Here is a 12,767-nt window from a genome sequence, read left to right on the forward strand (position 1 = left end):
CGCTGCGACAGGCGTCATGAGTGACACACGATGGCGGGTCTTTCACACCCGCCGCAGCCTGCCCCGCCCCCAGAGCGGGGACCCGCTGCTTGACACGCTGTGGGACCTGGACGAGTGGCTTGACAACCACGACATCCTGGACCGGCAACCGTACTTGATCAGCCCCGACGGCCGGTACGACATCCAGCTCAACCACATTTTCGACAGCATGCTCAAAGCCGCGCCGGTTAACACCAGCCAGGCGATGGCCTACGACCTGGTGCTTTGGCTCACGTTCTTGTGGGTCAGCCGGGGCCGTTGCGACTGGCGCGACGCCACGGCGCGGGATCGCGCGGCCTACAAGCAATGGAGGACGACAGATCCCCGCGGACCGCATGTCGCCTTGACGACCTGGGACCGGGAAGTCGCCGACGTCAACACCTTCTACAACTGGGCGGTGTATCACGGCTATACGCGCGTGAACCCGATCGTCCAGCGCGAGAGCCGCATCCGCGACCCTCACCGCCGCGGTGCCGGCACCACCACTCCCGCCGAGGCATCCCAGCAAGGCCCTCTCAACGATGTCGAGTGGATGACCGCGGCCCTCTACCGGTTGTGGCGGGACGTCGGCCTGCTCGGTCTTACCGCATCCGGGCTGCCCAACCCATCCTTCCGCGGGAGGTTCGCCTCCCGCAACGCCACCTATAGCGACCTCATGATCCGCACCGGACTGAGGCTGTGCGAGCAGACAGCACTCTCGCTGTTCGACATCCCCACGCTGGTGCCCGGAGTCGACAACTCCCGCGCCTGGCTGCCTGAGGCGATCGCGAAGGGCGGCTCGGCCCGCTGGGTCTACTACCCTGCCTCGGTCCTTCAGGCACTGTGGGATTACGCCGAGATGGAACGGCTGGACGCCATCGAGTACGCCCGCAACAAGGGGTTGTACGAGCAGGTCCGCGATCCGTTGATCGTCGTCGACCGGCGTGACCCCGTCGTCTTCGTCGGCGGGAATCGGATCACCGTGGACAAGCTTGACAGCGATGAGCGGCAGCGGTTGTTCATCGTCACTCCCGACGGCTTAGAGCCAGCCGCGCTGTGGCTCAATGAATCGGGCCGGCCCAGCGGAAAATCCTGCTGGCAAGAGGTATTCACAGCGGGCAACCGACGCTGCCGCCGGGCGGGGGTGGACTTGTCCTCACACCCTCACAAACTAAGGCATTCCTTCGCCGTCATCACCCTTGAGCAGCTCTGGCGAGGACATCTGCATGACCTCGCCGAATCCAACCCCGGGCACCGCCAGACCTACCAGATGGTCTTCGGTGACCCCCTGAACTGGGTTCGCATCAGACTCGGCCACCGGTCGATCACCACGACCTTGAAATATCTGCACACACTCCAGGAACTGGAGATGCAAACTCGCATGGCCCTGATCCCCGACAGCTGGGAGCCCGTCGCCGCTGCGGCTGCCCAGCCCACCTCCGAGATCAAGGCAGACCCCGAGGGCGCGGCATGAGCGAGCAGGTCTCCCACCAGCCCCGCCTCGCGCCTACCGGGCCTGGCCGTAGCTCCGCGATGCCCTCGGGGTCGTACGAATCCGTACCTGTCAAGCACAGCGAGCAGGGTGCTTTGGCGGTGTCGTTCGCCGGCGAGGACGGTCGCACAAAGAAGTACGACTTCACTCGGCTGCCATTACCCCGTTTGCACAGGGACCTCGCGATCGCCTTCGCGGCCCGGACCGGGCCGACTGGCACTCTTCGAACCAAGTCGAGCGCCAACAGCGCCTATCTGGTAATCCGTCGGCTGCTCGCCTTCCTCGAGTCCCTCCACACGCCGCCCTCTACCCTCGGGGAACTGATGCCCCGACACCTGGAGCGCTATCGCCTCGAGCGCTTGAAGACCGTGAAGGTCGGCTCCGTGAGCATCGAGTTGGCGGTCCTACGCATGGTGCTTGCGTCAGTCTCCCCTGACACAGAGATGTCGCCCCAACTCCGCGAGTTCCTGCGGCAACCCGGTCACCGGCGAAACGGTGCCAAGGCCGTCGGCAGGCCCGGCTACTCGGATCGAGAGTTCCGAGCACTGGTCACAGCCGCTCGCAGCGACGTGGTGGGCATTCGAGAACGTATTCGGGTCGGCGAACAGCTCTTGCAGACCTTCCGGAACGCCCCTGAAAACCTCGGCCCCGAGGACCGCATCTTGGCTGCCCATCTCAACGAGATGGACCAAACCGGCCGTATACCCGACGTTACCTGGACCACCCGCCTCACACAGCGGGTACAGCACCGCTTCGCGCGCGTCGCCCTTGCGCGGCATCTCTACCTCACCCAGGACGACCTAGCGCCCCTATTGCTCCTGGGCGTCGCGTTGACTGGCCGCAACGGCGAAACGATCAAGGAGCTCCCGGCGCAGCACCGGGTCCTTGAAGGGCGCGCGGTAGCTGTCGCCCTCACCAAGCGCCGACGAGGCAAAGCACAGAGTCGCGAGAGCGTGCATTGGGAAATTGGCACCAGCGAGAGTCGCCAGTTGCACACCCCCGGCGGCTTCTACCTGCTGCTGCACGATCTGATGCGCCGCGGCCGCTGTTTCTCAGGCGACACGCGGGTGTGGAGTATCTGGGCTGGCGTTGCCGGGCGCCCGGCCGCTGACCCTGCCGGGCAAAGCAAGCATTCCTCGCTCGGCCACATCGACCCGTATGCCCTCACTTTGGCCCGAGACCTGAAACTGGGCAGATGGGGAGCAGCACATGGACTGACCGACGACGACGGAAATCCGTTGGAGATCAACCTTAACCGCCTCAAGACAACCGTCGAAGTATGGCGGACGCGGGCAGTGGGCGGCCACCTGCCCTCCGCCTCACGCACCAACACCATGGACGTCTCCTTCGTCCACTATCTCCAAGGCGACCCCCGTATCCGTGATTGGGCTGACCAGGTACTTACCACAGCCATTAACGAAGCGGAGGCCAACACTCGGGCATTTCGCCCACGCATCCTGGCGACTGACGCCGAGGTCGCCCCGAAAAGCAGCACGCAAACAATGGCGGACGATCTCGGCGTCAGCCCGGAAATTCTAGGTCGTGTGATCCGTGGCGAACTCGACACCCTCGCGAGTGCTTGCCTGGCCATCCATAACAATCCATTCACCGATGCGGACGTCTGCAACGTTTCCTTCCTGACCTGCCTGCATTGCCCGAACGCACTGATCACCGAACACCACCTGCCAGCCCTACTTTCCGTCCGCGATCTCTTGGAGACAGCCCGAGGCACCCTGCCACTAGACGATTGGATCGAGGAACACGGACGGACCTGGCTCGCGCTCACCCAATTGATTCTTCCCAAATTCAGCGAAGCGCAGCAGGCCAAGGCCGCTACGAAGAAACCTGTCTCCCTTCACCTCAGTTTCCTCAGCGGCCCCCAGGAACCTCGATGACCTCTCTCGCCCTACCCAAGTCCGACTTGACGGCTATTCCTCCGACAGTGTTCATCCTGCGCTCCCGTCCTCTGCGTGAGCACATTGACCTGGTAACAACCTCACGCTTCAGCGACAACATCTGGGTACTCACGCCAGCCGTACACCAGGTCCACAAGCGCCAAATATCCCTGCACTTCCTCGACGTTCCCATACAGTTCAGGCAGACCGTCAAGGAACTGTTCTTCGCCCTACTGGTCATCGATCTTCCCCCGGGACACAAGGAAAGCCGAGTCGTCACCATTTACGCCCGGTTCCTCAAGATCAACCAGTTCTTGGTGTGGGTCGACCAAAGAGGTGGGACGGCGCTAAATGCTCTGACACGGCAGGACCTCTTGGACTTCCAAGCGCACATCAAGAGCGAGCGCAATTCCCGCGGCAACGATCTGGCCAAACTTGCCTCGGTGCGGCTCTTGTGGCAGTTCCGCAGCAAACTCACGTCCGACACCCTGCCGCTGGACCCACATCCTCTCTGGTTCGACGCCACCCTCCACGGCCGCCGCCAGATGTCCCAGGCCCGTGAGAATCGGACACCGAGGATCCCCGAGCAGGTCCTGGCGCCGCTGATGACGTGGGCTCTGCGCTGGGTGGAGGACTTCGCCGACGACGTTCTGCGGGCCCGGAGCGATTGGGCCGATCTGCAGGCCACTGTGCCTGATGTCGATCGAACTCGCGGTGTCACGACGCAACGCCTGACCGTCCTGCTGTCCGCGTACCGCGCTGACAGACGTCCCCTTCCCCGCGTCGGCAGAACGCCGAAACCGATTCGGGGTCGCGCCCCGGTTAACCTCAACCATCTCGCCCGTGAAGCGGGCGTGCACCAGGAAACCATCAGCCAACAGCACAGGTACTGGCACCTCATCCAGGCGGCCCTGGACGACGTAGGACTGGACAACGCCACGTACCTTCGCACGCCTATCCGCGCCTCCCTGGACAGGGAACCATGGCTACGGGCCGTCGCCACTGACGACATCGGGACGCTGCTACGACTGCTGCAGTCCGCCTGCTACGTCGTCATTGCCTACCTGTCTGGAATGCGCGACGCCGAGATCAAGCACTTGGAACGGGGTTGCCTGCAACGGTGGTGCGACGAGGATGGGGAACCCATCAGGTACAAATTGACCAGCCAAGCATTCAAGGGCGAGAACACCCCTCTCGGTGTCCAAGCCACTTGGGTCGTCAACGCGACGGTGGCCCGAGCCGTCGACGTACTGGAGCGGCTGGTGCCCGTGCCCGGGCGCCTTCTCTTCGCGTCGCCTCCCGTACCGAAGCGCACCAGGGGCAAGGAAGTGAACGAGGACACGACACCCCACCCCAAGCAATCACACACCACGGTCAACGACATCAACGCATTCTCTGCCTGGGTCAACGACTACTGCGCCGAGCGTCGGCGAAGCGATGGAATTCCCACAGTCGACGGGCGCCCATGGAGGTTCACCACACGTCAGTTCAGGCGGACACTGGCCTGGTCCATCGCCCGACAGCCAGGCGGGTCGATCGCAGGCGCCATTCAATACCGCCACCACAGCATCCAGATGTTCGAGGGCTACGCCGGCACATCATCCTCCGGATTCCGCCAGGAAGTTGAAGCCGAACAGGCATTCACCCGTAGCGAACAACTCTGCGATCTCGTCCTCGATGCCACCCCCGAGCGGCTCGCCGGACCCGCAGGCGAGGAAGCCGAAGCACGGCTGAAGGCTATCGCGGGGGATGTGCAGTTTCCCGGAAAGGTGATCGCGGACCGCAAGCGCCTCCAGCGCCAAATCACACGGCACGACCCACATGTCTACCCCGGAGAATTCGTGACCTGCGTCTACAACCCCGACCGGGCACTGTGCCGCCGCGCCGAAACTGACGGCCCGTCGCTCCAGCACTGCCAACCCCTCGCCTGCCGAAACGTCGCCCTCACCACCAGCAACATCGACGCCTTCCGCCGCTGGCTGGTCCAAATGGAGGAACGCCTACGCGACCCCACGATGGCCCCGTACCTCCGAGGCCGGCTCTCACAACGACGGGACGAAGTCGCACAGTTCCTCGCTGTCAACGACATTCCCAAGGGGGCCGGCGGTGGCGCGGCCAACGATCACGGATGACGAAGTCCGTACTGCTATGCACATCATCCTGCGCGAGGCAGCCGACGCCGGCCGGCATGCGACCATCACCGCCGTCGAGCGACGCCTGGGCGTCGCTCACCCGACCTTTTACCGCAATTTCCCGCACATGATCGCGTGGTTCAAGCAACAACAGGCTGCTTGCCCACGATACGCAGAAGAACCAGCCGTTCCTAACAGCAAGTCTCCAACAGATCAGATCGCGGACCTCCGTCGGGAGAACAGGAATCTTCGAGCCACAGTTAAGGTGTACGCCGAAGCCCTCAGACAACTCACTGTCGATTACGCCGAGTTGGAATCAAGGTTCGAGCACGGAATGGGAGTGGTCAACCTGGCCTCCCGACGACGCGAGCACGACTGACACGCCGATGGGGGACTGCATGGAGCAGCGGTGGCACTCGGCCTAACCCTCTGATAATCGACATCAGGGCGGTGGACAGTGTCGCCCTGGCAGGTCCGGGCTGGCCGCCCACCGTGCAGCGGCCGGCGTATTAGGTGTCCGCCGAGCGGTCGGGCAAGCTGCAGGAGTGGTCCAACCGCTGGCGTGACGGCCCCCAGATAGCCCTGGAAGAGGCGGCCCGCGCCGGGGCGCCCAACGCTGGAGCGTCTACGAAGGTTGGAGCCCCGAGAGTGCAGACCTCGCGGGGCTCCGTGGCGTTGTACGGCGGGGCGCTACTGCACCAGCGCTCCGAGGGCCTGCTCGGCCATCTGGACACCCATCGTGGCGGCCATGGTGGTGCCGGCTACCAGGGGCTTGTCCTTGAGCTCGGTGGCGAACTGACGCAGGTGGCCCGGCTCGGGGTTCTCGGAGGTCGCTTCGTCGTGGAGGGCCTGTGCGACGCTCTCCAGCTCCGCACGGTCTGGCTCAGGCATGCCCAGCGTGGGGCTGACCTGTCCCACGTACCCGGCCAGCTGAACGAACAACGTCGGGTCGACGCCGTCGGTGTTGTTCTGCGTGAAGTGCTGCTGCTCGCCGACGATGACGCCCTTGGCGTTCGGCAGGAAGTTGTTGTATGTGGCGCCGGTGCGCGCCCGGTTGGTGTGGTCTTGCACGCTTCCTCCAGACAGGGCGCAGCTGACGCCTTCGGGGGTGATGGAGACCGTGGCGGGGTCGATGCGTTCGATGAGGTTCGGCTCCGCCAGGTGGGCGAGCGCCTGGTGCAGGTCGGTCCCGGAGATGGCGGCACCGGCGAAGGAGGCGGAGGGGGTCGCCAGGAACAGGGACGGGTCGGTGGGCGACTGGTCGCCTGCGGTATCGAACAGCCACCGCAGGAAGGCGTCCATGGTGTAGCGGAGCCGGGCGGCGCGGTCCTGCTGGCGCTTCTTCAGTCGGCTCACAGCGACGCGGCCCGCGTCGCTGAGGTGTACGTCGGGGGTTCCGCCCATGTTGCGTGCGATCTTGACCAGGTCGCGCTGTTCCAGCTCGAAGGGGGGCACGGACGGGTCCTCGCCGTCCAGCTGCTGTTCTTCGACGAACCGGGTCACGTCGACGTAGTGCGAGGGGTTCAGCCGGGCCCGTTCGTCCAGCCACATCAGGAGCCGATCCAGGATCGGATCGCCTTCGACGGCGTCGCGGCCGGCCATGGAGCCTTCTTCGGGAGTCGCGTCCGTCTGGATAGGCACGCGGATCGGATTCCGTCGGGCTGCGCGCTCATAGCCCTTGGGCGCGACGTAGGGTGACCGACGGCGAGGCGGCCGTCCGCGGGCGGAAGACGAGCGCGACCCAGCCGCCGCCCTCGGCGGCCGCCATCCGGCGCCGGAGCTCGTGCTGGTTCATTCCAGGTCGTCCCACGTCCACGAAGGGGCGGCCATCCCGTCGGGCTCACGTCCGAATCGAAACTCCTGCCGGTTTCCTCCGAGGTCAATGAACAAGTCGAATTGCCCTGCGGCTGGAAGCCGTTCAGTCAGGACTGTGCACTGCTCGTGCGCTCCAGCTCCCTGCAGTGCGTTCAGTAGCTTGGTCACGGCCTGTGGGTGGCCAAGGGCGACCTGCGCGCCGGGATTGCGGTCCAAGAGCGCAGCGACTTGCTCATGCATCCCGCCCTCCCGGAGCCAGTCCAGCAGCCGGGCCACGGCGTGCGGGTGCTCAAGAACGACCTGCGCGGCGGGGTTCCAGTCCAGGAGTGCAGCAACCTGCTCCTGCAATCCAGCCTCCCGCAACCGGTCGAGTATGTTGCCCACCGTGTAGGTGGCACCGAAGAAGAGACACGAGGCGGCTCTCTCGGGCAGAGCCGTGGCATGGTCCTGTGCCCCACCCTGCCGCAACCCTTCGAGTAGCCGGACCACAGCGCGCACGTCGTCAACAACCTCGTCAGCGGCAGTCCCTTCGATCAGGGCTGCGACCTGTGCCTGGGCCCCGAACTCCTGCAGTTCCTCCAGTAGTAATGCGACGGCATACAGGTCCGTAAGGACGACGTGTGCGGCGGGGTCGCGGTCCAGCAGTGCAGCGATCTGCTCCCATGTCTGGCCCTGCTGTAGTTCGTTCAGAATCTCAGCCACGGCGTACGACTCGTTGAGGGCGTCGCGCGCGGCATCCCTCTCGGCCAGGAGCGTGGCCTGCTCCTGCGCCCCAACCTCATGCAGCTCGGCCAACAATCGGGTTACGTCACCCGGGTCACCAAGGAGGACACCCGCTGCAGCCCGCTCAGCCAAGACCGTGACCTGCTCCTGCGCCCCGACCTCCCACAACCCGTCCAGCAGCCGGGCTACGTCGCCTGGGTCATCAAGGAGGACGTCCGTGGCGGCCCGCTCAGCCAAGACCGTGACCTGCTCCTGCGCACCAGCCTCATGCAACGCTTCCAGCAGCCGGCCTAAAGGGCGTGGGTTGTGGCAGAGGACGTTCGCGGCGGGATCCCGAGCGAGCAACGCAGTGATCTGCTCCTTAGCTGCAACGACTTGCAGTCCCTCCAACATCTCAGCCACGGCGGCCGGATCATCGAGAGCGACGTGCGCGGCGGGGCCACGAGCCAGCAAGGCCGCGATCTGCTCCCCGGCTACGACGACTTGCAGCCCCTCCAGAATTTCAGCCACGGCGGCCGGATCATCGAGAGCGACCTGAACGGCGGCCCGCTCAGCCAAGACCCTGATCTGCTCGTGCGCCCCAGCCTCCCGCAGCTCGACCAGCAGCCGGGCCACGCCTCGCGAGTCATCGAGAGCGACCTGAGCGGCGGCCCGCTCAGCCAAGACCCTGATCTGCTCGTGCGCCCCAGCCTCCCGCAGCTCGACCAGCAGGCGGATGACGGCATATGGGTTGTCAAGGGCAACGTGCGCAGCAGCCCATGCCGCGGGGCGGTGGTCTGCGGGGTGCAGGGTGTGGAGGTGGTAGACGAGGGTGGATGCTGCGCTGGAGTCACCGTGCGTGGTGGCGCGTTTGTGGAGTTGGGTGGCGTCGCGGTACAGGCCGCGGGCCCAGGCAGCGCGAGCGAGTGTGGCCAGGTCGGCGGGGTGCGCGTGGGTGGAAGCTGCGCTCCAGAAGTCGATGGGCGGGATTTTCTCGGCACGGTGGCGGCGGCCGTGTTGGTCGAGGTAGTCGGCCAGCAGGTAGCGCGGTCCCTGCTGACTGGGAGCGCGTCGGTCGGCCAGGACGCTGCTTGCGGCGGGCCAACGGCTGGTGCGCTGGTTGCGAGGGCGGCTGGTGGTGACAGCGGTCAGGATGCCGGGGATGCCGTTGCAGGGCGTGATGACGTAGGCGAGGGTCTTGCTCAGCCAGTCGCCGTCGAGCATGTGGTACTCGGTGTCGGTGAGGTAGCCGGGGGCGGCGTCGGCGAGCCAGTCCAGCGGGATGTGGGGTCCGGCGCCCAGGCGGCGGGCGTCCATCGCAGCGCGGATGAGGGCCAGGGTGGCTCCCCGGGCCGCCTGGTAGCGGTCGATCAGGTAGGGCACGCCAGCCAGGTACTGAGTGATCTGCGCACCCTTGGCGTGCTGGACGGCCTGCACAAGCCGGGGGTCTGCATCGTCGGTGGCGTCGAGTGCGGCCAGAGCGACCCTGGGGAAGGCGTCGGGAACGTCGATCTTGTGACCGCTGAGTAGGTCGCGGGCGCCAGCGTGCCAGTCGGGGGTGGTGCGGGTGGTCAGGGTGTCCCAGTGTTCGGGCCACAGGGTGCCCAGGACAAGTACGGGGGCCCGTGAGGGATCGTGCAGCAGTTCCCGCAGGCCGGCGGCGACGTGCTCACCCATCGGGTCCGGGGCCAAGTAGTTCTGGGCCTCGTTGAGCCACACCACCGTCTTCGGGGCGATGTCGGGTAGTGCGGCCAGGGCCGCTTCTGGGGCGGTGGGGCTGAGGGGATGCCACAGCTGCCAGTTGTCCGGCAGCTCCCTGACGGCCTCCCATAGAGCGCGGGTCTTGCCGGTGGATGATCCTCCGACCAGGATCGCGATCCCGCTCTGCCCGGCTTTCGCAGCGTCGACCACCGTCTTGAGGCGATCGTCGTGGTCTCGCGGGATGTAGGGGGGCAGGGTCCCGAACCGGTCGCGGGCGCCCTCGGTGTCCAGGGCCGGGTGGACTCCAAGGCCTCCGTCCAGGATGAGGTGCTCATCGCCGCGGAGATCGCCGATGGGGCGACCCGCCCCCACCGCCATCCCGGCCTGCACCCACAGTTTCCGTACCCGCCCCCCCCAGAACCGGTGGATCCCAGCGAGCGTGGCGGGCCAGTACCGTGGCCACGGCCACCACATCGGCCTGCTGGTGGGGCCGTTCGCGGTGGGTGAGGACGCGGTGAACCGTGTCCCGGCTCGGTGCCCCCGCCAGTTCGTCATCGGCGGCGATGTCCCGGGTTATGTCATCCAGGCTGGGCGCGCCCGCCGCCAGATATACCTCGTGCAGCAGGTTCTTGAGCTCGCGCAGCGCCGGGGGCCATCCCACGCGCGCCCGCTTCAGCGACCGCGGTCGCTTCGTCTCCTTCGGGCCGAGTCGGCCGCCCCCGGTGTCGCCACTCATCGCACCATCGTCCCCGATCCCTCCGCTCACCATGGCCTGAACAGCGCTAATGCCTCCGCCCGTTGACGGTACGTCGCAACCGGGAGGCGAGCTCATCGGCGGTCTCAGGGTGGACAGCAAGCCGGCCGGCTGCCCATCCGCCCACCACACTCTTGTGGAGGACCTCATGTCCCACACGCGCCTGACTCGCAGCGAACGTCTGGCCCTGGCCGGAACAGCCCTGCGCGGTGCCATCTCCGCCATCGTCACCTGGCTCCTGGACCAGCTCACCTGAACCGGCACCCCGGTCGCACGAACGTCGGGCCCAGGGCCGGTGAACCACACGCCCTGGCCCGATGCCTGACCAGGCTCACCCGCCGGAACCCACATCACCGCGTTGACCTGCTAGAACAGGTGCAATACAGGGGCGTACTCAAGACCGGCGGGGCATGCGATGGGTGACTTTTTTGAGCGGATCATCGAGTCGAGGTGAGCAGTCGGGAGGCGGGGCCGCTCGCGGCGGATGGTTGCCTGGATGGTCAACCAGGGCCTGATCACGAGGGAGTTGGCCAGCGACGGGGTGTACAGCCTGACCGTGGACAAAGGCTATGTGCCCGGCCCCAACTGGGCACGGGCCATCGCCGACGCATCCGACCCGACCTGGCTGCCGGAGCCCGTCGCCGTCATCGTAGGACGCGACTACCACGTCGGCGGTCAGGGATCGGACGAAGCGGAGTACGCGCTCCGCCCGCGGTGCCAGACCAAGGCCGTGATCGTCAACTACCCGGAGGCGTTCGCGGCGGACGAGGAGGTCCGGAAGCCGTTCCGGGACGGCATCGCCGCCTGGAACGAGTCAGGTTAGGGAAGCGCCGCCTGTTCCGCCTGCCGCGCTTCGGCCTCGGTCATCGAGTGGCGGTGGGACTCCAATTTCGCAGTGGGCGCGCTGGCCTTCGATGTCGCCGCCAGCTCGTTTCTCGACACGGAGAGAGAGTGTCGGGGCTCCCTTTTGCGTTTTCCCCAGCGTCGGGGCAGGCCGTCACAACAAGCGCAAAACGCCGACGACCTTGCCGAGGATCCGGGCCTCGTCGCCGGGGTCGTAGGCGGGGTTGCGGGGCATCAGCCACACCTGGCCGTCCTGCCGATGCAGCACCTTGTCGGTGGCCTCGTCGTCCAAGAGCACGGCGACGATGTCGCCATGATCGGCGCTGTCCATCTTCCGTACGGTGACGATATCGCCGTCGCAGATCGCCGCGTCGATCATGGAGTCGCCGACCACGGGAACCCGACGGGTTCTCGGATTCTTGGGGCACTCTGGCGATGGACCTGAGGGGCATTGTGCCTGACCACCACACCGATGGTGTCCGTCAAAGCGGAACAAGCTCAGCCCTGCACGTTGGGTTCATCCCTCTCGACGGCACGACCTCAAGCTGACTGGTCAGATTCATCGGCGCAATTCACTTCGCGAGGCTGGCGCCTCATGCCGAGAGCAGCTCACTGCAGGAGGGCTGCGACGGACGCGGAAAGAAGATCCCGCACATCGGTGATCTGAACGTGAGCGGCATGGGTCGCGGTGAACTGGGCGACGGATATGTTCGGCGTGCCGAAGACGGTGGTGAAGGTCCGCAGCGCCCCTGGGCTGCGGTCCAGGGCCCAGGCCGCGGTTGAAGTGCTGGTGGCCAGGAAGCGGCAGGGCTCGGGGCCGATCACGAAGAGCTCTGCCCGGCGGCCGGAGGTGTCGGCGGCGAGCATCACGAGGTCCTTGAAGGTCTGGCGCTTGCGCATGGCGTCCGCGCCGCGCCAACGAGCGAGCTTGAACTCCGCGATGCGCTGGTCTGTCTCCAGGTCGTACGGGCGGCTCGGGTCGTTGCCGGCGCCGAGGGAGGGGCGGACGGCGATGCGTTCTTCATCCCCGAGGATATGGGGCAGTACGAGGAGGATGCCGCAGGCGTGGATCAAGTCATTGATCCGGCCCAGGCTCTCGCGGACCGTGAGCGCTGAGGCAAGCAGCTGCGGCACGACGTGGCCGTCCTCCGCGATCCGCATGACATTCATCCCGTCGGCGCCCTCCAATCGGTGCTCCAGCGAGGCCAGGGCCTGGGTGAGCGGCTGGCGGCTCAGGAAGTCGGCGAGGACTCCCACGGCGGTGCTCAGCCGCTCTGCTTCTTCACGGTCCTGGTGGGCTAAGGGAGTGTCCATGGCCGACAGTCTGGCTCTGCTTCCCGTCTCCGGTGGGCGTTGGGACGGCTCTCGCCGAGAACCTGTGGCGGTGCAGCGCGGCCTCCCGATGCGGGCCGCCG

The 12,767-nt window shown here is 66.2% G+C and carries 8 protein-coding genes and 1 pseudogene; 5 read left to right on the top strand and 4 right to left on the bottom strand.

The genetic code is table 11. From position 1 onward, the window contains the following. The first annotated feature begins 16 nt into the window (after nt 1-16). From DN051_RS06590 to DN051_RS44930, 4 genes are read left to right on the top strand one after another with little or no spacing between them, the layout of a single operon-like run. Nucleotides 17-1,492, top strand: coding sequence for a tyrosine-type recombinase/integrase (locus DN051_RS06590; RefSeq protein WP_199314897.1), 1,476 nt, complete (start codon nt 17-19; stop codon nt 1,490-1,492). After that, the gene (locus tag DN051_RS06595; protein WP_112438209.1) at nt 1,489-3,405 is read left to right on the top strand and encodes a hypothetical protein; all 1,917 of its coding nucleotides are present in this window, start codon (nt 1,489-1,491) and stop codon (nt 3,403-3,405) included. The genes DN051_RS06590 and DN051_RS06595 overlap by 4 nt, the downstream gene beginning before the upstream one ends. Continuing rightward, complete coding sequence (locus DN051_RS06600) at nt 3,402-5,537, top strand: hypothetical protein (RefSeq protein WP_112438210.1); 2,136 nt, start codon at nt 3,402-3,404, stop codon at nt 5,535-5,537. Before DN051_RS06595 ends, DN051_RS06600 begins: the two co-directional genes overlap by 4 nt. Before the next feature lie 16 nt (nt 5,538-5,553). Beyond that, nucleotides 5,554-5,916, top strand: coding sequence for a hypothetical protein (locus DN051_RS44930; RefSeq protein ID WP_162624866.1), 363 nt, complete (start codon nt 5,554-5,556; stop codon nt 5,914-5,916). A gap of 311 nt (nt 5,917-6,227) precedes the next feature. On the opposite strand, the gene DN051_RS06605 is transcribed toward DN051_RS44930, so the two are convergent. Together DN051_RS06605 and DN051_RS06610 are read right to left on the bottom strand one after the other, a co-directional pair. After that, complete coding sequence (locus DN051_RS06605) at nt 6,228-7,178, bottom strand: hypothetical protein (protein ID WP_162624867.1); 951 nt, start codon at nt 7,176-7,178, stop codon at nt 6,228-6,230. Nucleotides 7,179-7,328: 150 nt separating this feature from the next. Beyond that, nucleotides 7,329-10,145: a hypothetical protein gene (locus tag DN051_RS06610; protein WP_112438212.1), complete on the bottom strand. Its 2,817-nt coding sequence runs from the start codon at nt 10,143-10,145 to the stop codon at nt 7,329-7,331. A gap of 860 nt (nt 10,146-11,005) precedes the next feature. Here DN051_RS06610 and DN051_RS06620 point away from each other — a divergent pair. After that, the gene (locus DN051_RS06620; RefSeq protein ID WP_112438214.1) at nt 11,006-11,332 is read left to right on the top strand and encodes a hypothetical protein; all 327 of its coding nucleotides are present in this window, start codon (nt 11,006-11,008) and stop codon (nt 11,330-11,332) included. 174 nt (nt 11,333-11,506) lie between these two features. On the opposite strand, the pseudogene DN051_RS06625 reads toward DN051_RS06620, so the two are convergent. Continuing rightward, nucleotides 11,507-11,746, bottom strand: a pseudogene (locus DN051_RS06625) (LexA family protein); the annotation flags it as partial. A gap of 215 nt (nt 11,747-11,961) precedes the next feature. Further along, the gene (locus DN051_RS06630; protein WP_112438215.1) at nt 11,962-12,666 is read right to left on the bottom strand and encodes a PE-PGRS family protein; all 705 of its coding nucleotides are present in this window, start codon (nt 12,664-12,666) and stop codon (nt 11,962-11,964) included. Between the last annotated feature and the right edge of the window lie 101 nt (nt 12,667-12,767).

This window comes from Streptomyces cadmiisoli, from assembly GCF_003261055.1.
Taxonomy (GTDB): Bacteria; Actinomycetota; Actinomycetes; order Streptomycetales; family Streptomycetaceae; genus Streptomyces; species Streptomyces cadmiisoli.